Source organism: Bacillus sp. FG16, from assembly GCF_057809515.1.
Map to the genome: position 1 here is coordinate 35,882 of NZ_JBMDKC010000002.1, position 23,023 is coordinate 58,904.

The 23,023-nt window shown below is 37.2% G+C and carries 21 protein-coding genes and 1 pseudogene; 16 read left to right on the top strand and 6 right to left on the bottom strand.

Going from position 1 to position 23,023, the window contains the following annotated elements; translation table 11 throughout:
* The first annotated feature begins 114 nt into the window (after positions 1 to 114).
* From pyrB to pyrE, 8 genes are read left to right on the top strand one after another with little or no spacing between them, the layout of a single operon-like run.
* A complete protein-coding gene (gene pyrB / locus ACODS7_RS01335; RefSeq protein ID WP_243168101.1) occupies positions 115 to 1,029 on the top strand; it encodes an aspartate carbamoyltransferase in 915 nt (304 codons plus the stop codon).
* Positions 1,013 to 2,299: a dihydroorotase gene (pyrC, locus tag ACODS7_RS01340; protein WP_016080487.1), complete on the top strand. Its 1,287-nt coding sequence runs from the start codon at positions 1,013 to 1,015 to the stop codon at positions 2,297 to 2,299. Before pyrB ends, pyrC begins: the two co-directional genes overlap by 17 nt.
* Positions 2,296 to 3,393: a carbamoyl phosphate synthase small subunit gene (locus ACODS7_RS01345; protein ID WP_243168100.1), complete on the top strand. Its 1,098-nt coding sequence runs from the start codon at positions 2,296 to 2,298 to the stop codon at positions 3,391 to 3,393. Before pyrC ends, ACODS7_RS01345 begins: the two co-directional genes overlap by 4 nt.
* The gene (gene carB, locus ACODS7_RS01350; protein ID WP_029443130.1) at positions 3,378 to 6,596 is read left to right on the top strand and encodes a carbamoyl-phosphate synthase large subunit; all 3,219 of its coding nucleotides are present in this window, start codon (positions 3,378 to 3,380) and stop codon (positions 6,594 to 6,596) included. The genes ACODS7_RS01345 and carB overlap by 16 nt, the downstream gene beginning before the upstream one ends.
* On the top strand, positions 6,593 to 7,372 hold the full coding sequence (pyrK, locus tag ACODS7_RS01355) for a dihydroorotate oxidase B electron transfer subunit (protein ID WP_243168099.1): 780 nt from the start codon (positions 6,593 to 6,595) through the stop codon (positions 7,370 to 7,372). The genes carB and pyrK overlap by 4 nt, the downstream gene beginning before the upstream one ends.
* Positions 7,369 to 8,298 (top strand): dihydroorotate oxidase B catalytic subunit, encoded by a 930-nt coding sequence (gene pyrD / locus ACODS7_RS01360; RefSeq protein ID WP_001081057.1) that lies wholly within the window; start codon positions 7,369 to 7,371, stop codon positions 8,296 to 8,298. The genes pyrK and pyrD overlap by 4 nt, the downstream gene beginning before the upstream one ends.
* Positions 8,283 to 8,999, top strand: coding sequence for an orotidine-5'-phosphate decarboxylase (pyrF, locus tag ACODS7_RS01365; protein ID WP_000083496.1), 717 nt, complete (start codon positions 8,283 to 8,285; stop codon positions 8,997 to 8,999). The genes pyrD and pyrF overlap by 16 nt, the downstream gene beginning before the upstream one ends.
* Positions 8,996 to 9,628, top strand: coding sequence for an orotate phosphoribosyltransferase (pyrE, locus tag ACODS7_RS01370; RefSeq protein WP_243168098.1), 633 nt, complete (start codon positions 8,996 to 8,998; stop codon positions 9,626 to 9,628). Before pyrF ends, pyrE begins: the two co-directional genes overlap by 4 nt.
* Before the next feature lie 38 nt (positions 9,629 to 9,666).
* On the opposite strand, the pseudogene ACODS7_RS01375 reads toward pyrE, so the two are convergent.
* The 3 genes and pseudogenes from ACODS7_RS01375 to ACODS7_RS01385 all read right to left on the bottom strand — a co-directional run bounded on the left by ACODS7_RS01375 (position 9,667) and on the right by ACODS7_RS01385 (position 12,168).
* Positions 9,667 to 10,344, bottom strand: a pseudogene (locus ACODS7_RS01375) (HAD family hydrolase).
* A gap of 16 nt (positions 10,345 to 10,360) precedes the next feature.
* Positions 10,361 to 10,615, bottom strand: a complete 255-nt coding sequence (locus ACODS7_RS01380) for a YbeF family protein (RefSeq protein WP_088115001.1) — start codon at positions 10,613 to 10,615, stop codon at positions 10,361 to 10,363.
* A 167-nt stretch (positions 10,616 to 10,782) separates the two neighbouring features.
* Positions 10,783 to 12,168 carry a hypothetical protein gene (locus ACODS7_RS01385; protein ID WP_224980686.1) on the bottom strand — a complete coding sequence of 462 codons (1,386 nt, stop codon included), beginning with the start codon at positions 12,166 to 12,168 and terminating at the stop codon, positions 10,783 to 10,785.
* A gap of 166 nt (positions 12,169 to 12,334) precedes the next feature.
* Between ACODS7_RS01385 and ACODS7_RS01390 the strand changes: the two genes are divergently transcribed.
* Together ACODS7_RS01390 and ACODS7_RS01395 are read left to right on the top strand one after the other, a co-directional pair.
* On the top strand, positions 12,335 to 12,697 hold the full coding sequence (locus tag ACODS7_RS01390; protein WP_029443125.1) for a YoqO family protein: 363 nt from the start codon (positions 12,335 to 12,337) through the stop codon (positions 12,695 to 12,697).
* A 15-nt stretch (positions 12,698 to 12,712) separates the two neighbouring features.
* On the top strand, positions 12,713 to 13,081 hold the full coding sequence (locus ACODS7_RS01395; protein ID WP_016080504.1) for a YoqO family protein: 369 nt from the start codon (positions 12,713 to 12,715) through the stop codon (positions 13,079 to 13,081).
* Positions 13,082 to 13,113: 32 nt separating this feature from the next.
* Here ACODS7_RS01395 and ACODS7_RS01400 read toward each other — a convergent pair whose 3' ends face one another.
* Entirely contained in the window at positions 13,114 to 13,638 is a 525-nt protein-coding gene (locus ACODS7_RS01400; RefSeq protein ID WP_016080505.1) for a DinB family protein, read from the bottom strand.
* A gap of 82 nt (positions 13,639 to 13,720) precedes the next feature.
* Positions 13,721 to 14,791 (bottom strand): M24 family metallopeptidase, encoded by a 1,071-nt coding sequence (locus ACODS7_RS01405; protein ID WP_016080506.1) that lies wholly within the window; start codon positions 14,789 to 14,791, stop codon positions 13,721 to 13,723.
* Positions 14,792 to 15,097: 306 nt separating this feature from the next.
* On the opposite strand from ACODS7_RS01405, the gene ACODS7_RS01410 reads away from it, so the two are divergent.
* Positions 15,098 to 16,279, top strand: a complete 1,182-nt coding sequence (locus tag ACODS7_RS01410; RefSeq protein ID WP_243168097.1) for a lysozyme inhibitor LprI family protein — start codon at positions 15,098 to 15,100, stop codon at positions 16,277 to 16,279.
* Positions 16,280 to 16,329: 50 nt separating this feature from the next.
* Here the strand turns inward: ACODS7_RS01410 and ACODS7_RS01415 are convergent, their stop codons facing one another.
* Positions 16,330 to 18,039: an Rqc2 family fibronectin-binding protein gene (locus tag ACODS7_RS01415; RefSeq protein WP_243168096.1), complete on the bottom strand. Its 1,710-nt coding sequence runs from the start codon at positions 18,037 to 18,039 to the stop codon at positions 16,330 to 16,332.
* A gap of 105 nt (positions 18,040 to 18,144) precedes the next feature.
* On the opposite strand from ACODS7_RS01415, the gene ACODS7_RS01420 reads away from it, so the two are divergent.
* From ACODS7_RS01420 to rpoZ, 5 genes are all read left to right on the top strand, one after another.
* Positions 18,145 to 20,868 (top strand): calcium-translocating P-type ATPase, SERCA-type, encoded by a 2,724-nt coding sequence (locus ACODS7_RS01420; RefSeq protein ID WP_048564399.1) that lies wholly within the window; start codon positions 18,145 to 18,147, stop codon positions 20,866 to 20,868.
* Between the two features lie 100 nt (positions 20,869 to 20,968).
* Positions 20,969 to 21,844 carry a YicC/YloC family endoribonuclease gene (locus tag ACODS7_RS01425; RefSeq protein ID WP_016080510.1) on the top strand — a complete coding sequence of 292 codons (876 nt, stop codon included), beginning with the start codon at positions 20,969 to 20,971 and terminating at the stop codon, positions 21,842 to 21,844.
* A 68-nt stretch (positions 21,845 to 21,912) separates the two neighbouring features.
* Complete coding sequence (remA, locus tag ACODS7_RS01430; protein ID WP_001251456.1) at positions 21,913 to 22,176, top strand: extracellular matrix/biofilm regulator RemA; 264 nt, start codon at positions 21,913 to 21,915, stop codon at positions 22,174 to 22,176.
* Positions 22,177 to 22,189: 13 nt separating this feature from the next.
* Positions 22,190 to 22,807, top strand: a complete 618-nt coding sequence (gmk, locus tag ACODS7_RS01435; protein ID WP_001257742.1) for a guanylate kinase — start codon at positions 22,190 to 22,192, stop codon at positions 22,805 to 22,807.
* A gap of 2 nt (positions 22,808 to 22,809) precedes the next feature.
* Positions 22,810 to 23,022: a DNA-directed RNA polymerase subunit omega gene (gene rpoZ / locus ACODS7_RS01440; RefSeq protein ID WP_000933961.1), complete on the top strand. Its 213-nt coding sequence runs from the start codon at positions 22,810 to 22,812 to the stop codon at positions 23,020 to 23,022.
* Position 23,023 lies beyond the last annotated feature (1 nt).

Below are 23,023 nucleotides of genomic sequence, written 5' to 3' on the forward strand. Positions count from 1 at the left end.
AAGGGTGGCTTCTTCCTTGCACCCTAGTCTTACATGACTAGGGTATTTTTATACAAAGGTTGTTATAAATATACAAAAGTGGTAACATAAAAATCAGAAAGATGAGGGATGACGATGAGCCATTTGTTAACGATGAGTGAATTATCGGAAGTAGAAATTTCAGAAATCCTAAAAGACGCAGAAGATTTTGCGAATGGAAAAGAGAGCAAAACGACAGAGCAAACTTTTGTTGCAAACTTGTTCTTTGAGAATAGTACGAGAACGAGATTTAGCTTTGAAGTTGCTGAGAAGAGATTAGGACTAGATGTTTTAAACTTTTCAGCTGATGCATCTAGCGTACAAAAAGGAGAAACTTTATACGACACGATAAGAACACTGGAATCAATCGGAACAAAAGCAGTGGTCATCCGCCATGAGCAAGATCGCTACTTCGATGAACTAAAAGATCAGGTGAATATCCCGATCTTAAATGCTGGAGATGGATGTGGAAACCACCCAACGCAGTGCCTACTCGACCTTCTTACAATTCAACAAGAGTTTGGAAGATTTGAAGGTTTGAAGATTGCAATAGTAGGAGATGTTCGTCATAGCCGAGTAGCACGTTCTAATGCAGAAGCATTAACGAAGCTTGGTGCAACAATTTACTTTGCAAGTCCAGAAGAGTGGAAAGATGAAGACAACACATTTGGAACATACAAACCATTAGATGAACTTGTTCCAGAAGTGGATGTATTGATGTTACTGCGTGTACAACATGAACGTCATGATCATTATGAAACAGACATTATGAAAGAGTATCATGAGAAACATGGATTAACAGTGGAAAGAGAAAAACGTATGAAAGAAGGAAGCATTATTATGCATCCAGCTCCAGTAAACCGTGATGTTGAAATTGCAAGTGAACTTGTTGAGTGTGAGCGTTCACGCATATTTAAACAAATGGAAAATGGAGTTTACGTAAGAATGGCTGTACTAAAACGCGCCTTACCAAATGTATTAGGAGGAATGAAACATGAATTATTTGTTTAAAAATGGTCGTTATATGAATGAAGAAGGAAAAATCGTAGCAACAGATCTTCTCGTACAAGACGGTAAAATCGCTAAGGTAGCAGAAAATATTACGGCAGATAATGCTGAAGTAATCGATGTGAACGGAAAGTTAATCGCACCTGGATTAGTAGATGTACACGTACATCTTCGTGAGCCAGGTGGTGAACATAAAGAAACAATTGAAACAGGTACACTAGCAGCGGCAAAAGGTGGATTCACTACAATTTGCGCAATGCCAAATACACGCCCAGTACCAGATTGCAGGGAACATATGGAAGACTTGCAAAAACGTATTAAAGAAAAAGCTCATGTTAACGTACTACCATACGGAGCAATTACAGTACGTCAAGCTGGTTCTGAAATGACAGATTTCGAAACATTAAAAGAACTTGGAGCATTTGCTTTCACAGATGACGGCGTAGGCGTACAAGATGCGAGCATGATGTTAGCGGCTATGAAACGTGCAGCAAAATTAAATATGGCAGTAGTTGCGCACTGTGAAGAGAATACGCTTATTAATAAAGGTTGTGTACATGAAGGGAAGTTTTCTGAGAAACACGGATTAAACGGTATCCCATCAGTATGTGAATCTGTACATATTGCAAGGGATATATTGCTTGCTGAAGCAGCAGATTGTCACTATCACGTATGTCACGTAAGTACGAAAGGTTCTGTACGTGTAATCCGTGATGCGAAACGCGCTGGAATTAAAGTAACAGCAGAAGTAACACCGCATCACTTAGTATTATGTGAAGATGATATCCCATCAGCTGATCCTAATTTTAAAATGAACCCACCGCTTCGTGGGAAAGAAGACCATGCAGCATTAATTGAAGGTTTATTAGATGGAACAATCGATATGATTGCAACTGACCATGCACCGCATACAGCGGAAGAGAAAGCACAAGGAATTGAAAGAGCACCATTCGGAATTACTGGTTTTGAAACAGCATTCCCGCTTCTATACACAAACCTTGTGAAAAAGGGAGTTATTACGCTAGAACAGTTAATTCAATTCTTAACAGAAAAGCCAGCTGATACATTCGGCTTAGAAGCAGGTCGCCTAAAAGAAGGTAGAGCAGCTGATATTACAATCATTGATTTAGAACAAGAAGAAGAGATTGATCCAACAACATTCTTATCAAAAGGAAAAAATACACCATTCGCAGGTTGGAAATGCCAAGGATGGCCGGTAATGACAATCGTTGGTGGTAAGATCGCATGGCAAAAGGAGAGTGCATTAGTATGAAAAGACAACTTATCTTAGAAGATGGAACAGTATTAATTGGAACAGGTTTCGGAGGCGAAATCGAAAAGTCAGGTGAGGTTGTATTTACAACAGGAATGACTGGATATCAAGAAACATTATCTGATCCATCATATTGCGGTCAAATCGTAACATTCACGTACCCATTAATCGGAAACTACGGCATTAACCGTGACGATTTTGAATCGATTCACCCATCTGTAAATGGTTTAATCGTAAACGAAATTTGTGATCACCCATCAAATTTCCGTAATGAAATTTCGTTAAATGATTACTTAAAAGAAAGAAACATCCCAGGATTAGCAGGAATTGATACGAGAAAATTAACGAGAAAAATTCGTCAATACGGTACATTACGCGGACGCCTTTGTAACATGGAGGCAGATGTAGAGTACATTGTGAGCCAATTAAAAGCGACAGTATTTACAGATCATGTAAAACGCGTATCAACGAAAGATCCATACCCAAGCCCAGGTCGTGGCCACCGAGTTGTACTAGTAGACTTCGGTATGAAACATGGTATTTTACGAGAATTAAATAAGCGTGACTGTGATGTAATTGTAGTTCCTTACAACACAACAGCAGAAGAGATTTTACGCCTTAGTCCAGATGGAATTATGTTAAGTAATGGACCTGGAGACCCGAAAGATGTACCAGAAGCAATTGAAATGTTAAAAGACATTATCGGTAAAGTTCCTTTATTCGGAATTTGCCTAGGACATCAGTTATTCGCTCTAGCATCAGGTGCAAATACAAGTAAGTTGAAATTTGGTCACCGTGGTTTAAATCATCCAGTAAAAAATCTTGCAACTGGAAAAGTAGCAATTACATCTCAAAACCATGGTTACGCAGTAGAAGAAGAATCAGTTGAAAATACAGACCTTGAAATTACACATGTTGCTTTAAACGATGGAACAGTAGAAGGTCTTTGTCATACGAAGTTCCCAGCATTTACAGTACAATACCATCCAGAAGCTTCTGCAGGACCAGAAGATGCAAATGATTTATTCGAAGATTTCTTAGCAATGATCGAAAACTTCAAGAAAGAAGGGGAAGAGTTATGCCAAAACGCCTAGACATTAACACAATTTTAGTAATCGGATCAGGACCAATTGTAATTGGGCAAGCAGCAGAGTTTGATTACTCTGGTACACAAGCTTGTCAATCTCTTAGAGAAGAAGGTTACAAAGTAATCCTTGTTAACTCTAACCCAGCAACAATTATGACAGATACTGCAACAGCAGATAAAGTATATATCGAGCCATTAACATTAGAATTCGTAAGCCGCATTATTCGTAAAGAACGTCCAGATGCAATCTTACCAACATTAGGTGGTCAAACAGGCTTAAATATGGCTGTTGAACTTGCGAAATCAGGCATACTTGAAGAGTGTGGAGTTGAAATTTTAGGAACAAAATTATCAGCAATCGAGCAAGCGGAGGATCGTGATTTATTCCGTACATTAATGCAGGATTTAAATGAACCAATTCCATCTAGCACGATTATTCATACGCTGGAAGAAGCACATGAATTTGTAAAAGAAATTGGTTATCCAGTTATTGTTCGCCCAGCATTTACAATGGGAGGAACAGGTGGTGGAATCTGTAGTAATGAAGAAGAACTAATTGAAATCGTATCAGGCGGATTGAAACATAGTCCAGTAACACAATGTTTATTAGAAAAGAGCATTGCCGGTTGTAAGGAAATTGAATATGAAGTAATGCGTGATTCGAATGATAACGCGATTGTAGTATGTAATATGGAAAATATCGATCCAGTTGGGGTTCACACAGGTGATTCAATCGTTGTAGCACCGAGCCAAACATTAAGTGACCGTGAATACCAAATGTTACGTAACACTTCATTACGAATTATTCGTGCACTAGGAATTGAAGGTGGATGTAACGTTCAGCTTGCACTAGATCCACATAGCTTCCAATACTATGTAATCGAAGTGAACCCACGTGTAAGTCGTTCATCTGCACTAGCATCTAAAGCAACTGGCTATCCAATTGCAAAATTAGCAGCGAAAATTGCAGTTGGCTTAACATTAGATGAAATTATAAACCCAGTAACGCAAAAAACATACGCTTGCTTCGAGCCAGCATTAGACTATGTCGTTTCAAAAATTCCACGTTGGCCATTTGATAAGTTTGAATCAGCGAACAGAACGCTTGGAACACAGATGAAGGCAACTGGTGAGGTTATGTCAATCGGACGTAACTTAGAACAATCGTTATTAAAGGCAGTTCGTTCTTTAGAACTTGGTGTTTATCACTTAGAATTAGACCATTTAAAAGAACTTGATAAAGAAACAATGAAAAAACGCATCATTAAAGCAGATGACGAGCGACTGTTTATTGTAGCAGAAGCAATTCGTCAAGGTGTAACGAAAGAAGAAATTAACGAATGGTGTGAAATGGACTTCTTCTTCTTACAAAAAGTTGAAAACATCGTAAACATGGAACGCGAAGTAAAAGCGAATGTAGGAAATATGGAAGTACTACAAGCTGCGAAAGAAATGGGCTTCAGTGATCACTACATTGCAGCTGCTTGGAACAAAACAGAGCGTGAAATTTACGATATGCGTAAAGAAAACAATATGACTCCTGTTTATAAAATGGTAGATACTTGTGCGGCAGAGTTTGAATCTGCAACACCTTACTACTACAGCACATATGGTGACGAGAATGAATCGGTTATAACAGATCGTAAGAGTGTGGTTGTACTAGGGTCTGGACCAATCCGTATCGGTCAAGGTGTTGAGTTTGACTATGCAACAGTTCACTCTGTATGGGCGATTAAAGAAGCTGGATATGAGGCAATCATTGTTAATAACAATCCAGAAACAGTTTCAACAGACTTCAGTATTTCTGACAAATTATACTTTGAACCATTAACAATCGAAGATGTAATGCACATCATTGATTTAGAAAAGCCAGAAGGTGTTATCGTTCAGTTCGGTGGACAAACGGCAATTAACTTAGCGGCGAAATTAGAAGAACACGGTGTGAAAATTCTAGGAACATCACTTGAAGATTTAGACCGTGCAGAAGATCGAGATAAATTCGAAGCTGCATTAACACAATTAGGTATCCCGCAACCAGTTGGTAAAACAGCAACAACTGTAGAACAAGCGGTAGCAATTGCTGAAGAAATTGGTTACCCAGTATTAGTAAGACCATCTTACGTACTAGGTGGACGTGCGATGGAAATCGTATATCGTCAAGAAGAACTACTGCACTACATGAAAAATGCAGTTAAAGTTCATGCAGAGCATCCTGTATTAATCGACCGTTACATGGTAGGTAAAGAAATTGAAGTAGATGCAATTTCAGACGGTGAGAATGTATTCATTCCAGGTATTATGGAACATATTGAACGCGCTGGAGTTCACTCTGGTGACTCAATTGGAGTATACCCACCACAAAGCTTATCTGAAAAACTAAAAGAACAAATCATTGAACATACAATTGCACTTGGAAAAGGTTTAAACATTGTTGGATTACTAAATATCCAGTTTGTAGTATTCAAAGATCAAGTGTACGTAATTGAAGTAAACCCACGTGCGAGTCGTACAGTACCGTTCTTAAGTAAAATTACGGGCGTACCGATGGCGAATGTTGCAACGAAAGTTATTTTAGGTCAAGACCTAGTAGAGCAAGGATACGGAACTGGCTATCACCCAGAAGAGAAAGAAGTATATGTAAAAGCACCGGTATTCTCGTTCGCGAAACTACGCTCAGTTGATACAACATTAGGACCTGAAATGAAGTCAACAGGGGAAGTAATGGGTAAAGACTTAACGCTTGAAAAAGCATTATATAAAGGATTAGTTGCTTCTGGAATTAACATCCCAACGCACGGATCAGTAATCATTACTGTAGCGGATAAAGATAAAGAAGAGGCAATGGAAATTGCAAAACGTTTCCACGAAATTGGTTATAACTTATTAGCAACAGCTGGAACAGCACAATCGTTAGCAGAGCAAAATATTCCAGTGCAAGTGGTAAACAAAATTGATTCTGAAGACTATAACTTACTTGATATTATCCGTCAAGGAAAAGCACAGTTTGTAATCAATACATTAACAAAAGGCAAACAACCAGCGCGTGATGGTTTCCGCATTCGCCGTGAATCAGTAGAAAATGGTGTGGCTTGCTTAACATCACTTGATACAACGAGAGCAATCTTACGAGTATTAGAATCTATGACATTCTCAGCTCATTCAATGAAAGAAATTACGCAAACAAAGCGTCACGAGGTGGTACATGCATGATGCAAAAGCAAAATATGATCGTCGTTAACCAAAAAGAAATCGCAAAAAACATTTACGAATTAGTGCTTCAAGGAACGTTAGTACAGCAAATGAACGAACCAGGGCAGTTTGTACACATTAAGGTAGCAGAGGGCATTGCGCCCCTTCTGCGCCGCCCAATTAGTATTTGTAATATAGATCAAGAGAAGAACGAATTTACAATGCTATATCGTGCCGAAGGACAAGGGACAAAAACATTAGCAACTAGAAAACAAGGTGAAATGGTAGATGTACTAGGACCATTAGGACACGGTTTTCCTGTAGAAGAAGCAGAAGCTGGTCAAACAGCTTTATTAGTAGGCGGGGGAATTGGTGTACCACCACTTTATGAACTATCACAGCGCCTCGTTGCAAAAGGTGTACGTGTAATTCACATCTTAGGTTTTCAAACGAAAGATGTAGTTTTCTATGAAGAAAAATTTGCAGAACTTGGTGATACGTACGTTGCGACAGTAGACGGTACACACGGTACAAAAGGATTTGTCACAGATGTAATTGATAATTACGGAATTGACTTTGACATTCTTTATTCATGTGGTCCGTTAGCGATGCTTCGTGCATTAGAAGGACGTTACAAAGAGAAAAAAGCCTATATTTCATTAGAAGAGCGTATGGGCTGCGGTATTGGAGCTTGTTTCGCATGTGTATGCCATTTACAAGAAGATCCAAGTGGACATTCTTACAAGAAGGTGTGTAGCGACGGACCAGTATTTCCAATCGGGGAGGTTGTACTATGAACAGATTGCAAGTTGAATTACCAGGATTATCATTAAAAAATCCAATTATACCGGCATCTGGATGCTTTGGATTTGGTCGTGAATATGCACAGTTTTACGATTTAAGTGTACTAGGATCAATCATGATTAAAGCGACGACAGAACAACCACGTTATGGAAATCCAACGCCTCGTGTTGCTGAAACACCAGGCGGCATGTTAAATGCAATCGGACTTCAAAACCCAGGGTTAGAAAAAGTAATGAATTCTGAATTACCATGGTTAGAACAATTTGACCTTCCAATCATTGCGAACGTTGCAGGCTCACAAGCTGAGGATTACGTAGCGGTTGCAAAGGAAATTTCTAAAGCGCCTAATGTCCATGCACTAGAATTAAATATTTCTTGTCCGAACGTAAAAACAGGTGGTATCGCCTTTGGTACAAATCCTGAAATTGCTGCTGATTTAACGAAGCGAGTAAAAGAGGTTTCTGAAGTACCTGTATACGTGAAGTTGTCACCGAACGTGGCAAACATAGTGGAAATTGCAAAAGCGATTGAAAATGCAGGTGCAGATGGTTTAACGATGATTAATACATTGCTTGGTATGCGTCTAGATTTAAAAACAGCTAAACCAATTTTAGCAAACCGTACAGGTGGATTATCAGGTCCTGCGATTAAGCCAGTAGCAATTCGTATGGTACATGAAGTAAGCCAAGCGGTTAACATTCCAATTATCGGAATGGGTGGTATTGAAACAGCGGAAGATGTAATTGAATTCTTCTACGCTGGCGCAAGCGCAGTTGCAGTAGGTACAGCGAACTTTATCGATCCGTTCGTATGTCCGACAATTATTGAAGAGTTACCAGCATTACTAGATGAATTAGGATTTGATCACATTTCGGAATGTCAAGGAAGGAGCTGGAAGCAAACATGTCACAGTCGTTAATCGTTGCACTAGATTTTCCAGGGAAACAAGATGTAGAACAATTCTTGCGCCACTTTGAAGGGGAAGAGTTATTTGTCAAAGTTGGTATGGAGTTATTTTACAAAGAAGGCCCTGCAATTATTACGTACTTAAAAGAAAAAGGACATAAGATTTTTCTAGATTTAAAACTTCATGATATTCCGAATACAGTAAAAAGCGCTATGCGTAGCCTAGCTAGTCTAGATGTTGATATGGTAAATGTTCATGCTGCTGGGGGAAGCAGCATGATGAAAGCTGCGATTGAGGGATTAGAGGAAGGTAAGCAAGAAGGAAAAGAGAGACCGATTTGTATTGCAGTTACACAACTAACAAGCACTTCGGAAGCTATGATGAAAAAAGAGATCGGCATTGAGAAGACGTTAGAAGAAGCGGTTGCTCATTATGCAAAACTAACGAAAGAAAGTGGACTTGATGGCGTTGTTTGCTCAACGCTTGAAGTTCCAAAATTACGTGAAGTATGCGGAAATGAATTTGTAACAGTAACACCGGGGATTCGTCTTGCAAGCGATGATGTAAATGACCAGGTGCGCGTAGCAACACCGAAACGTGCGAGGGAACTTGGCTCAAGCTACATCGTAGTTGGACGTAGTATTACAAAAGCAGAAAATCCGCTTGAAGCGTATAAAACAGTAAAACAACAGTGGGAAGGTGTAACAGTATGAAAAAAGAAATCGCATCGCATTTATTAGAAATTGGAGCAGTATTTTTACAACCGAATGATCCATTCACATGGTCTTCAGGTATGAAATCACCAATTTATTGTGATAACCGTTTAACTTTATCTTATCCAAAAGTACGTCAAGCGATTGCAGCTGGATTAGAAGAGTTAATTAAAGAGCACTTCCCAACTGTAGAAGTTATTGCAGGAACAGCAACTGCTGGTATTGCGCACGCTGCATGGGTAAGCGATCGTATGGATTTACCAATGTGCTACGTACGTAGTAAGGCAAAAGGCCACGGTAAAGGGAATCAAATTGAAGGAAAAGCTGAAAAAGGTCAAAAAGTTGTAGTAGTAGAAGACTTAATTTCAACTGGCGGAAGTGCAATTACATGTGTAGAAGCACTTCGCGAAGCTGGCTGTGAAGTATTAGGAATCGTATCAATCTTCACATACGAGCTAGAAGCAGGAAAAGAAAAGCTAGAAGCAGCTAACGAAGCATCATATTCTTTAAGTGATTACAGTGCATTAACTGAAGTTGCAGCAGAAAAAGGTATGATCGGACAAGCTGAAACGAAAAAATTACAAGAGTGGCGTAAAAATCCAGCTAACGAAGCTTGGATCACAGCGTAACATGAAAAAAACGACCGCGGGGGAACGCGGTCGTCTTTTTATATTATTGTTAAAACTTCATGTAAAGAACAGATAGTAGGAATATCGTACTTGAGTTGTGAGTTATCTCGATTTAACCATATCCCTTGCATCCCAGCTGCTGTACTACTAATCGCATCAGTCTCTAATCAATCGCCAATATAATAGCAATCTTTCATTTCAAGATTCAATTGTAATACGGCTCTGTGAAAAATTTCAGGATCTGGTTTCGATATACCAAGTTCACTAGAAGTAAATATATATTTGAAATGTTTTAAAATGTTTAGGGCAGTTAATTTTTCGACTTGTTGTTTATAGTCACCATTACTAATGATACCTAATGAGTGACCGCCTTGCTGCAAGGTCTGTAATGTATAGTGTACATCTTCAAACGCGGTCCAGTTGTTCTTATATAGTTCCATATATTGTTTGAATCTGTGCTGAGATTCCCAGAGTGATAAGTTTACCCCATATGCTTTAAATAAATGATGCATTCGCATCCCTTGTTGTTCTTGAAAAGATAATTCCTTGGATAAAAATTTGTTGAAATATTTCTCGGATAATTCATGCCATAGCTTCATAGTCTCTAATTCGTTTCCTGAAAAAATATCACTATATTTTTGGAAGAAATGTGAGATACCATTTTTCTCAGCAGTGTCGTAATCAAGTAAAGTTCCATCAATATCAAAGAAAATCATATTACAATCTCCTTAACTACTTAGCGCTTTCTGCAAGCTCATATCCTCTTACAAACAATAAAGTCATATAAGAAACAATAAATGAGAAGATGCTATACATGCCAACCCAAAAGAAAAATTTTGGAGTAAAGGCGATAACACCTATTATTAAAAAACTAGCAAACGTTACAATCGGCATTACGTAATACGTTTTCGTTTTACGTGTTCCAATAACAGATACGATAAAGATAAATAATGGACAAATTAATAAGACGAAAATCAATTCATTCATGGGTATGTCCCCTTTTCTAATTGCGGTAATCTGTGTCTCGTAAACGTTTTGAAATAATTACTCTCCTAATATAACTTCGCTAAGTAATAACGAATCCCTCTTGAAAACTGATAATTCATGATGAATTTTACAAGCAAAAAACGTAAGCAAGAGAACACTTGCTTACGTTATAGGATAAACATCGCAACGATTGTGGTGACAATTAAACCGATAACAACCGGTAAAAAGTTTCGGCGTGCAAGTTCAAATGGATCGACTTTACAAATCGCAGCAGCAGGAATAAGTGCCCAAGGAATTAACGTCCCGCCCCCGGTCCATATAGCTGCAATTTGCCCGAGTGCTGTTAATGTAGCTGTTCCGTGACCAAGTGCTGTTCCAAAAAGATTGGCAATGGAACCAGCAAGTGATATACCTGAAAAACCTGATCCATCTAAGCCGGTAATGACACCAACGATGGTTAATGTCCCTGCCGATACATATTGATTTAAAGGAACAGTTTGAGATAAGTCGATTCCTAAGTCGTTAATGATTCCGTGTGAACCTTTCGGTAAATAGTCCCCGATAATTTTCGCAAAGCCGCTATCTCCTAAATAAAAAAGTGCAGCAATTGGAATAACTGGTCCGAAAATTTTAAAGCCAAATTGGAGCCCTTCTATGAAATAATCGGTCGTTTTATTCAGTCCATTACCTTTGTAGGCGATGAGAGAAATGATGATAATCATAATAACAGTTGTTCCGCCGATAAGTGCAGTTGCGTCGCTTCCTTGTAGTTGAAATTGAATCATGCAAAGGATATCAATGATATATACGATAGGGATACAAATAGCGAGCCATTTCTTTGTGCGAGGAGATAATGAAGTGAGCGTTTTAGAAGACTCAGTTGATAGAATAGATTCTTGTATAGCTAAGCCTGTATGAAACTCTTTTCGTAAGAAGAAAAAAGCGACGGAAGTTGTCACAACGCCCATAACGATAACGAGTGGAACACTTGCAGATACGACGCTGGAAACAGGGAGACCAGCAGCGTCTGCGGTTAATTTTGGTGCGCCTTGTATAACGAAGTCGCCGGATAAAGCAATCCCATGACCGAATAAGTTCATAGCAATTGCTACTCCAATTGGGGGGAGACCGACGCGTACAGCAACCGGTAATAAAATAGCTCCCATTAAGGCGACAGCGGGAGAAGGCCAAAAGAAGAAAGAAATTGTCATCATCAAAAGGCCGATAATCCAGTAGGCGAGGGTAGGTGTACGAATCATCTTTGTAAATGGTGAAATCATCGTATCATTTATGCCGGTATGAACGAGTAGATTGCTCATTGATACGATAATGGAGATGATTAATATAGTTGGTAATAGCTCAGTGATGGCGTAAATGAAACTTTGGAAAATATTGCTAATAGCAAGAGGGATAGAGCTTGTAGCGGTTAATGCTAATAAAAAGATGAAAACGATACAAATAATCGTCGTATCTTTCCGGAGAATAAAAAAGGTAATAATAGTGAGTAAACAAAGAATATAGAGAGCGTGCAACAGAGTTAATTCAACTCCCATAACATTCACATCCTTAGGCAATCGTGTAGTTTATTGTATGAAAGTAGGGAAAGTATGTGAGTATAAGAAACAGAAAGAAGTGAAATTTCATGTACTGTAATGGTAAGAATAAAAATGGATGATACAATACAATTAATCCTAAAAATGGAATTAGAGGAGGGCGTATGTGCAAAAAATTGGTTTTTGGGGATTTATTATTTCTTGTAGTCTATTAATTATTTTAAATCTATTTACAAACAATGAATGGATAAGTATCATCCCTCCTTTTGGGTTTGTTTTTATACTGTTATACCGATGGGATGACATGAAACAACATAATAAGAAAAGCATTGGAATTATGATAGGTATCATCGTTGTTTGCTCATTGTTCGCAGGGGTTATTTTAATAGAGGGTCAGAAACAAATGGAGAAAATGTCTATTTTTCAAGAATGGATGTCTTCTGCAAACGGTCTTTATCTTGTAATTATAGTTGTTATTTTTCTAAGAATTGTTATAAGTATAGCAAGTTACATATTAAAGGAGAAGTAGAATGGGGGAGTACGAATGAGAGAAAAAATAGGATATTATGGTGTGCTAGTTTGTTTACTATTATCAGTTATTTCAGGACAATTTCTTAACAGTGAATGGGTACCAGTTATATTATGTATAGGAGTATTGATTTTTGCTCCTATGTATCGCTGGAATGAATGGAAAGCATATAGCCCCAAAAAGAAAATTGTTTTCAGCATCGAATTTGTCATTATAATCAGCACAATTCCGTTTTTGTTATGGAAAGGAAATGAGATAATAGATGGAATTGTAATGTTTCAAGGGTGGTTGTTTATTGCGAAAATGCTATATTTAATATGCATTTTAATGTTGGTAGTGGTAGTCACTAAAATAGTAAACGAAAAGCTATTCGTTAATGAATAAAAGAAAATGCCACCTTATTCGGTGGCATTTCCTCATTTTACTGCATGAGCTTTTTGCATCTTTTTAATTAAACGAATTTGTCCACGATGATTGATTTCATCTTCAAAAACGTGAAACCACTTAAAATAGTTATTTGCTGGTTTGTCATACCAAAAGTCTGTCGTTTTAAATAACCATTCATCAGATAACGATTGAAAAGTCTCGATTGTTTTGGAACGTACTTCTTGTAATGTATTTATATAAAATTCTATAGCGTTTCCTTTTATTTTCTCACGCCCAAGATCGCCTAATTCAATGCCAGGTAACCAGCGTTCTAATTCAGCCTCCGTTGGTTCACGGTCTTCAAAAGTATGAATCTGGTAGTAAAATTCAATAGCAGCCATATGATACAATAACATGCCAATTGAATTTGCTTCCTTATCATATAAATAATCAAGTTCTTCAATTGTTAAACTTTCCACTGCTTGCATTGTTGTATAGCGAGCGTAATTCATCATGGAAACAAGCTTTGAAAATTCTACATGTAAACCCTCCAATTTATCAATTACAAAATTCAATTAAAATTCCCCCTCTTTAAATGAATACTCCAGAGAAGGAATTCTATGTGCAAAGAAAAAGTTTTGTTAAACCTTCATAATATTAACAAGGGATTATAATTAGTTCTCTATTTGATTTTGTAATAACGTCATAACCATCTTTGGTGATGACAATATCATCTTCGATTCTACAACCGCCCCAGTTCGGTATGTAAATGCCCGGCTCAACTGTAACAACCATACCTTCTTGTAAAGTTGCCTTGCTTTCTTGGGATAGGCGAAGTGGTTCATGTATTTCTAACCCAAGACCGTGCCCGGTAGAGTGGCCAAAGTATTGACCGTATCCATGTTCTGTAATGTAATCTCTCGTTATATCATCGATACTTTTCGCAGTTTCTCCAGGCTTAATTGCTTCCGTTCCACGTTTTAATGCTTCGCGTACAACATTGTATATTTTTTGGAATTTTTCCGATGGTTCCCCGATTGCTACGGTACGTGTTATATCGGAACAATATCCGTCGTAAAGTGCACCGAAGTCTAATGTAACGATATCGCCTCGTTCGATTATTTTATTTGATGCAACTCCATGGGGAAGTGAAGAACGAACGCCTGAGGCTACAATGATTTGGAATGAAGAAGATGTAGCCCCTTTTTTTCGCATGAAAAATTCTAACTCATCTCGAACGTCAGTCTCGCTTATTCCAGGCTTTAGAAATGTAACAATATGGTGAAATGCTTCGTCAGCGATCGTAGCTGCGATTTTCATTGTTTCTATTTCAGATGTGTCTTTAATAAGTCGAATATCTTCAATGATCTCACACACTGGAACCATTTCTGTATGTATATATTTTTGTAGTTTCTTAAATTGTTGCAAAGTCATATTATTGTCTTCTATACCAAGTTTTTGAATGTTTAATTTTGATACTTGATTTGCAACTTCTTCTTCTAAATTTCCTTTATGCATAATAATTTCTGCTGCTTTTATTTCCGTTTTTGCTTGATCTACGTAACGGAAATCAGTAATGAAAATAGCTTTATGCGCAGCGATTAAGACAACGCCTGCGCTACCTGTAAAGTTTGTTGCGTATTGACGGTTTTCTTTTTTTGTAATAAGTAACCCGTCGATTCCGTAATTATGTAGTTGTTTTTGGATGTTAGTTATTCTTACATTCATTTTAATTCCTCCTTTTTACATTAATAAAGCAAGAATTGTGCCAGTATATTTATTTAGAATAAAAGAGAAGAGGGTAGCTGTGTGTCAAAAAAACTAGACGAATGTAAAATAAATATATATAAAATTTTTACAGTAAGTTTTTATGTGACTGAACAATAATATAAACTCGCAAACGAAAACCTTTTTTAATTTAAATATATGTTTTTTATATAAACAAATTAAGTTAATTGGTATAATAAGGGATTGTTACGTTTTTTATAGGTAAAGAGATGTAACGAAAAAAACTGGGTTAAGGAATGTGAGTGTATGAAGAAATTAAGTAAAGTAATGTCATTTTGTTTGGCCGCTAGTATGCTTGTTATAACGGGGTGTGAAACAAGTGAACACAAAGTTCAAGTAAATGAAACGATTGAACAGCTTGATGAAGCGCCAGAAGTGACAGAAAAAGAAGCGAAAAAGATTGTAAGAAAGAGTGTAGATGGAATAGCAAATGCGTTTAGTGAGATGGAAAAAGAAAATGGATGGAGCCGAAATAATCCTGGGGATTTAGAGACAGCTAAAAAAGGAGTTAAAGGATTGGTTTCAGAAAAGTTTGTAGAGAATCAGCTTCCTAAGTCGCTTGCAACATTTAATCGATCTAGAGAGACGGATATGTTACCATTCCCTATTAATATTGAACCAAAAATGAGATTAACGTATTCACAGAAAAAAGATATTTTAACGATTGAAACTATCACACCTTCAAATGATATGGGAAATGAAGCAGAGATATGGGAATTTATTTTCGTTTATAAAGATGGAAAATGGTTAATAGATAAATGGTCATCGCATACACCGAGCGATTTAAAACTTACGAAGGAAGAAGCTAGTGAATTTTTGAAAATTCGAGGCTTTAAGAATGTTGATTTTGTTAAAGAAGAATACAGTGGTGACAAAAAATATATTTTCAAAGAAAATACTAGATCAATTGCTGTAGATGCAAAAACATCGACTATTACATATGATATAAATGAACAAAAACAGGAAAAGGTAGCGAAAGAAAATAGTAGTCAAGGTCAAGAAACGGTTAAGGAAGATAATGTGAGTTCACAAGTTACTTCTAAAGAAGAGAAAAAAATTACAAAAGAATCTTCAACAGCTGCAGGTAAAACTAAGGCTCTAAATGAATTATCTGCTCTAGAAAATCAAGAAACACATGCAAACGTTGCGTCAGATAATGACATAGTAAATGAAATAGAAGGAAATTATGAACTGTGGGATAATAAACTAAATGAAATTTACAGTACATTAAAAAGTACGATGTCACCTGATGCGTTTCAGTCGTTAAAAACGAAACAAATTGCGTGGGTTAAAGAAAAAGAAAGTAAAGTTAAAGCAATTGGTACTGATACAAATAACGGAACGATGAGGCGTATAGAAGCTTCAGAAGAGAAATATAAGATGACAAAAGCAAGATGTTATGAATTAGTAAATGGGTATATGAACTAGTGTGAACGAATATAAAAAATGCGTTGCTTATAAGCAACGCATTTTTGTATTTACGCTTTTAATTTCATTACAATATCAGCATCTGGTGTTACATATACGGTTTGCTGATTGTCGTACGTAACAAAACCAAGTTTTGCACCACTCGGTTTTTTGACATGGCGTATTTTCGTGAAATCAACAGGTACAGAGCTAGACTCTTTCGCTTTACTGTAATAGGCAGCAATTTTGGCAGCTTCTAGTAAAGTTTCTTCAGCAGGCTCTAAAGAACGAATGACAACGTGAGAGCCAGGTATGTCTTTCGTATGTAACCAAATTTCATCACGGCGGGCAAACTTCGTTGTTAAATAATCATTTTGTTTATTGTTTTTACCAACGAAAATCTCTGTGCCATCACTTGCTAAATATTTATCTAATAATGGTTTAGTAGGCTTTTTCTTTGCGTTTTTCGTTTTACGATTGCGCACATAACCTTCTTCAGCTAATTCCTCACGAATTTCTTCAATATCTTTTGAAGAAGCAGCTTCCATTTGTTGAAGTAAGCTATCAAAATAAAGAATTTCTTCATTTGTTTTTTCGATTTGTTCTTCTACAACAACAACTGAATTTTTTGCTTTTTGATACTTTTGGAAATAGCGTTGTGCATTGTCAGATGGTGTTTTTAATGGATCTAATGTAATCTTTACAGTTCCGCCATTTTCGTCGTAATAGTTAACGACTTCAATATCTTTATCCCCTTTTTTCACAGCGTACATATTAGCTGTAAGTAGCTCTCCAAATAGTTGATATTTATCTGCTTTTCCAGCATCTTGCAGTGTTTTTTCAAGTTTAATGAGTTTTTTCTCGTTTTTATTTTTTTCATTTTGCATAAAGCGTTCTAAATCATGAGCTTGTTGTTTTACACGATCGCGCTCTGCTTTTCCGAAAAAGAAACGATCTAGCAATTCACTAACAGATGAGAACGTCTTATCTTCTCCTTGCAAGTGTGCAAGAGGGAAAAGATAAAAGAATTCTTTCCCATTTGAAGTAGTCATCGCTGGTGAATATGTATGAGTTAATAATGGTTTTAGTATGGAGAAAAATGCATCCGCTAATGCTTTTTCATTTACCATACCAGCTTTTTTCACTACTTCTTTTGCGAATAACGGGGATATTCCCGTAAAGGTGCCGACAAGCTGTTTATCCATGTTTCCAGATAGAAAGTCTAGTGGTCTAATAAATTCATCATTTGTTTCAATCTGAAGTGGGTTAATTTTATGTTGTGCTGGTGGTGCAATATATTCAGCTCCAGCGTATACAGTACGATGGCGGTTTACCGCTAAAGATATGTGTTTTAAGCTATCTAAAATAACGTTTGTTTTCGTATCTACTAAGATAATGTTACTATGTCGGCCCATTATTTCGATTACTAATGTTTTTAATGATTCGTCTCCAATTTCATTCCGACTGCGAACTGTAATTTGAATAATACGTTCTAAGTCAATTTGTTCAATTTTTTCAATAAACCCACCTTCTAAATGTTTACGAAGAAGCATACAAAACATTGGCGGTATTGCTGGTGAATCGTAGTTTTGATTCGTTAAGTGCAGACGCGCATATGTAGGGTGAGACGAAAGAATTAGTTTTTGGTTCTTTCCGTTTGCTCGAATATGTAATAAAATCTCATACTTTGAAGGTTGATATATTTTGGAAATTCTTCCTGTGTAAAGAGAATTTGCAATTTCATGTGTAATTGCTCTTGTAAATAATCCATCGAATGCCATAAATGAACACTCCTTTCTAACTAAAAGTTAATTATAGCATTTTTTTGGACGAGGCTGAATAAGCTTTCAATAGAGTATGTCTGGAATCAGGAGGTCGATGGCAGGATGAACTGGTATGGAATGCGGGCACATGAAGTGGAAGAAAGAACGAATACGAATGTAAAGGTTGGACTTACAGAGAAAGAAGCAGAAGGGCGAGTAAAGAAATTTGGTACTAATGAATTAGAAGAAGCAAAAAGGCCTTCTGCACTAATGGTATTTTTAGCACAGTTTAAAGATTTCATGGTACTCGTTTTGTTTGGAGCAACAATTGTTTCTGCGTTTTTAGGTGAATACATTGATTCTATTGCTATTGTTGCCATTGTTATTATCAATGGTATTCTCGGCTTTTTTCAAGAAAGAAAAGCTGAAAAATCATTGGAAGCTTTAAAGGAACTAGCCGCTCCGCAAGTTACTGTAATGCGGAATGGAAAGTGGGTAAAAGCACCATCTAAAGCACTTGTTTTAGGTGATATTATTAAGTTTTCCAGTGGTGATCGTATTGGGGCTGATGTGCGTCTTGTTGAAGCATCAAGTTTATATATTGAAGAGTCTGCTTTGACAGGGGAGTCCGTACCTGTACAAAAAAAGGTCGAAGCATTGCAAGGGCAAGATGTTGCAATTGGTGATCAAAAAAATATGGCTTTTATGGGGACAATGATTACGCGAGGATCTGGTACAGGAGTCGTTGTAGCAACTGGTATGAATACAGCGATGGGGCAAATTGCCAATATGTTGCAAAATGCAGAGCAAATGGAAACACCACTGCAAAGAAGGTTAGAACAGCTCGGAAAAATATTAATTATTGTGGCTCTTATTTTGACAGCACTCGTTGTATTGGCTGGTGTGTATCAAGGGAATGAAGTATATCATATGTTTTTAGCTGGCGTATCGCTAGCTGTTGCGGCTATTCCAGAAGGATTGCCAGCAATTGTTACAGTAGCTTTATCACTTGGTGTACAGCGTATGATAAAGAAGAGAGCAATTGTACGAAAGTTACCAGCCGTAGAAACGTTAGGTTGTGCTTCCGTTATATGTTCTGATAAAACGGGAACAATGACGCAAAACAAAATGATGGTAACACATATGTGGTCAGGCGGAGAATTGTGGAAAGTGACAGGGCAAGGATATGAACCTAATGGCTCTTTTATGAAAGGTGAAAAAGAAGTGAATCCAGCTAAGACAAAAGCACTTTATCAGCTACTTACATTTGGTTCACTATGTAACAATGCAAATATTATTCAAAAGAAAAAGGCGTATGTATTAGATGGAGATCCAACAGAGGGAGCGCTTGTAGCTGCAGCAATGAAAGCTGGGATAACGCGTGAGGCATTGAAAGGGAAATTTGAAGTTATTCGTGAATTTCCATTTGATTCAACTCGAAAAATGATGAGTGTTATTGTACGAGATCGAGAGGGGAAAAAGTTTATTGTTACGAAGGGGGCACCGGATGTTCTTTTACAAATGAGTCAAACGATTTTATGGGGGGATAAGCAACAGCCGTTAAGTGAGCTATATAGAAAAGAAGTACAGGCGGCTATTCATAGCTTAGGTAGTCAAGCGCTTCGAACAATTGCAGTTGCGTTTAAACCTTTAAAAATAACGGATTCTATTGAACATGAAAGAGACGTTGAAAAAGGTTTTATGTTGGTTGGGATACAAGGTATGATTGACCCACCAAGACCAGAAGTGGCGCAGGCGGTAAAAGAGTGTAAAGAAGCTGGTATTCGAACAGTAATGATTACAGGTGATCATAAAGTGACAGCAATGGCGATTGCTGAACAATTAGGAGTTTTGCCACCAGATGGACGCGTTGTTGAAGGAGTAGAACTCGCGAATATGGATGTGGAGGAATTAGAAAATGTTGTAGAAGATACGTATGTATTCGCTCGTGTATCACCTGAACATAAATTAAAAATTGTTAAGGCACTGCAAAATCAAGGGCATATAGTAGCGATGACAGGTGATGGAGTGAACGATGCTCCAGCTATAAAAACAGCGGATATTGGGATAGCGATGGGGATTACAGGGACAGATGTTGCAAAAGAAGCCTCTTCACTTGTTTTACTAGACGATAATTTTGCTACAATTAAGTCAGCGATTAAAGAAGGAAGAAATATATACGAGAACATACGTAAGTTCATCCGATATTTATTAGCATCAAATGTTGGAGAAATTTTAGTTATGTTATTTGCGATGTTACTTGCATTACCACTGCCGATGGTTCCTATTCAAATTTTATGGGTGAACTTAGTTACTGATGGTTTACCAGCGATGGCATTAGGTTTGGATAAGGCTGAAGGAGATGTGATGAAGAGAACGCCGCGCCACCCGAAAGAAGGGGTGTTCGCTAGAGGGCTTGCGTGGAAAATAATAAGTCGAGGTTTTTTAATTGGGGCAGTGACGTTAGTAGCGTTTATTATTGCGTATAACCAACATCCAAATGAACTGAAATATGCACAAACTGTAGCGTTCGCGACGTTGGTACTTGCTCAGCTTATTCATGTATTTGATTGTCGTAGTGAGCATTCTGTCTTTCATCGTAATCCATTTGGGAACGTGTATTTAGTAGGGGCGGTTATCATTTCATTACTACTCATGCTAGTGGTGATATATTATCCACCGTTACAACCGATTTTTAGCACAATGCCGATACAAGTAAGAGATTGGTTATTAATTGGAGGTTTGTCATCAATTCCGACTTTCTTACTAGTAGGTTCTTTATTAACAGGGAAAAAGGCGAAAAAGAAAAAGCCAATGTTATATAAGAAGGGATTAAACTTGAAATAGTCAATGTTATGAAAATGTGATATAATTTACAGAAGGTAGTAGAGCCTTGTCTCTATTACCTTTTTCATTGAGTTATTTTATGGCTTGGATGTGATAAAAAATGATTTCTAGTATGACAGGGTTTGGAAGATCGAAAGTAGAAAGTGATACTTTTCAAATTACAGTAGAAATGAAATCGGTGAACCACCGTTTTTTAGAGATGAGTATTCGACTTCCTAAGCAAATGATGGTATTTGAGGACAAAATTCGTAAAATAATTGCACAGCAAGTTCGACGTGGACGCATTGAAGTGTCTATTAGTATAGCAGGTGAAGGACTTGTTGAAAGAAAATTAAGTGTGAATTGGTCACTTCTTGAGCAGTACCAATCGATGATGGAAGATATAAAAGGAAAGTTTCAATTACAAGATTCTATTACACTCGAGCAATTAATGGCAATGCCAGAAGTAACAGCAATTGAAGAAATAGAAAATGTAAATGAACATTTTGAGAACAGTTTATATGAGGCTGTTCGTCAAGCTGCTCATATGTTGAAAACGATGAGAGATGGCGAAGGAGAACGATTACATAAAGATATAGCGTATCGTTTACAAGAGATTAGCAATTGTGTAAATGCAATTATTCCACATGCACCAATTGTTACACAAAAATATCGTGAACGATTAGAAAATCGCTTAAAAGAATTACATAATCAAGAGTTAGATGAACAAAGATTGCTAACAGAAGTCGCAATCTTTGCAGAGCGTTGTGATATTCATGAAGAGTTAGTTCGTTTGCAAAGTCATTTAGAGCAATTTCGTGAAACATTGCAGATTGAAGAGCCTGTTGGAAGGAAAATGGATTTCATCGTGCAAGAGATGCATAGAGAAATTAATACGATTGGTTCTAAGGCAAATGACTTAACAATTTCAAAATATGTTGTAGAAATGAAAAATAACCTTGAAAAAATTCGTGAACAAGTACAAAATATTGAGTAGCTTTCAAAAAAATATATAAAGTTATACGTGGTGGAGAAATCGGATAGACTTACTAGGAGGCGCAAACTATGGCCATGCGGTTTTTAAATATTGGATACGGAAATATTGTATCTGCTCATCGAATTATTGCTATTGTAAGTCCGGAGTCAGCTCCTATTAAACGAACAGTACAGGAAGCACGCGAACATAATGCTTTGCTTGATGCTACGTATGGGAGAAAAACAAGGGCGGTTATTGTTATGGATGATGGGCATGTTGTATTAAGTCCAATTCAACCAGAGACGATTGCACATCGTTTGAATAATAAAGAAGATTTAAGTGAGGAAGGGTAGGTTTTACATATTTATGAGAAGTAGAAGAGGATTGCTCATCGTTCTTTCAGGGCCTTCTGGGGTTGGAAAAGGAACGGTTCGTAAAGAGCTGTTTAGCCATGAGGATACACGTTTTCAATACTCTATTTCAGTAACGACACGTAAGCCGCGTGAAGGTGAAGTAGATGGTGTGGATTATTTCTTTAAAGAAAGAGAAGAATTCGAGGAAATGATTCGTAATGAAAGATTACTTGAGTGGGCTGAGTTCGTAGGTAATTATTACGGAACACCGATTGACTATGTTGAAAAAACATTACAAGAAGGAAAAGATGTATTCTTAGAAATTGAAGTGCAAGGAGCAATTCAAGTTAAGAAAGCTTTCCCAGAAGGTGTATTTATTTTCTTAGCACCTCCAAGTTTATCTGAACTAAAGAGCCGTATTGTCGGACGTGGTACAGAGACTGAAGATGTTATTGAAAATCGTTTAACTGTAGCGAAAGAAGAAATCGAGATGATGGACGCTTACGACTATGTAGTAGAAAACGATCAAGTTGAATTAGCTTGTGATAGAATTAAAGCAATTGTGGTTGGCGAACATTGCCGCCGCGAAAGGGTAGCAAAATATTATAAAGAAATGACGGAGGGTCTATAATTATGTTAAATCCATCAATTGACTCATTACTACAAAAAATCGATTCTAAGTACACATTAGTAACAGTGGCTGCAAAACGCGCACGTGAAATGCAACTTGCTAATAACTGTGTTGTAGAGCAACCTGTTTCTCATAAATGTGTAGGTAAAGCATTAGAAGAAATCGATGCAGAAGCATTAAGCTACGTACCAAGTGAAGATAAAGTAGCTGAATAAG

Excerpts from the sequence above, each read along its gene's own strand:
- pyrD (WP_001081057.1), top strand. The coding sequence starts at position 7,369 with ATGAACAGATTGCAAGTTGAATTACCAGGATTATCATTAAAAAATCCA.
- carB (WP_029443130.1), top strand. The coding sequence starts at position 3,378 with ATGCCAAAACGCCTAGACATTAACACAATTTTAGTAATCGGATCAGGA.
- ACODS7_RS01385 (WP_224980686.1), bottom strand. The coding sequence starts at position 12,168 with ATGGGAGTTGAATTAACTCTGTTGCACGCTCTCTATATTCTTTGTTTA.
- ACODS7_RS01405 (WP_016080506.1), bottom strand. The coding sequence starts at position 14,791 with ATGAATGTAAGAATAACTAACATCCAAAAACAACTACATAATTACGGA.
- gmk (WP_001257742.1), top strand. The coding sequence starts at position 22,190 with ATGAGAAGTAGAAGAGGATTGCTCATCGTTCTTTCAGGGCCTTCTGGG.
- ACODS7_RS01425 (WP_016080510.1), top strand. The coding sequence starts at position 20,969 with ATGATTTCTAGTATGACAGGGTTTGGAAGATCGAAAGTAGAAAGTGAT.
- pyrF (WP_000083496.1), top strand. The coding sequence starts at position 8,283 with ATGTCACAGTCGTTAATCGTTGCACTAGATTTTCCAGGGAAACAAGAT.
- pyrB (WP_243168101.1), top strand. The coding sequence starts at position 115 with ATGAGCCATTTGTTAACGATGAGTGAATTATCGGAAGTAGAAATTTCA.
- ACODS7_RS01345 (WP_243168100.1), top strand. The coding sequence starts at position 2,296 with ATGAAAAGACAACTTATCTTAGAAGATGGAACAGTATTAATTGGAACA.
- pyrE (WP_243168098.1), top strand. The coding sequence starts at position 8,996 with ATGAAAAAAGAAATCGCATCGCATTTATTAGAAATTGGAGCAGTATTT.
- ACODS7_RS01415 (WP_243168096.1), bottom strand. The coding sequence starts at position 18,039 with ATGGCATTCGATGGATTATTTACAAGAGCAATTACACATGAAATTGCA.
- ACODS7_RS01395 (WP_016080504.1), top strand. The coding sequence starts at position 12,713 with ATGAGAGAAAAAATAGGATATTATGGTGTGCTAGTTTGTTTACTATTA.
- ACODS7_RS01380 (WP_088115001.1), bottom strand. The coding sequence starts at position 10,615 with ATGAATGAATTGATTTTCGTCTTATTAATTTGTCCATTATTTATCTTT.
- ACODS7_RS01420 (WP_048564399.1), top strand. The coding sequence starts at position 18,145 with ATGAACTGGTATGGAATGCGGGCACATGAAGTGGAAGAAAGAACGAAT.
- rpoZ (WP_000933961.1), top strand. The coding sequence starts at position 22,810 with ATGTTAAATCCATCAATTGACTCATTACTACAAAAAATCGATTCTAAG.
- ACODS7_RS01410 (WP_243168097.1), top strand. The coding sequence starts at position 15,098 with ATGAAGAAATTAAGTAAAGTAATGTCATTTTGTTTGGCCGCTAGTATG.
- remA (WP_001251456.1), top strand. The coding sequence starts at position 21,913 with ATGGCCATGCGGTTTTTAAATATTGGATACGGAAATATTGTATCTGCT.
- pyrC (WP_016080487.1), top strand. The coding sequence starts at position 1,013 with ATGAATTATTTGTTTAAAAATGGTCGTTATATGAATGAAGAAGGAAAA.
- pyrK (WP_243168099.1), top strand. The coding sequence starts at position 6,593 with ATGATGCAAAAGCAAAATATGATCGTCGTTAACCAAAAAGAAATCGCA.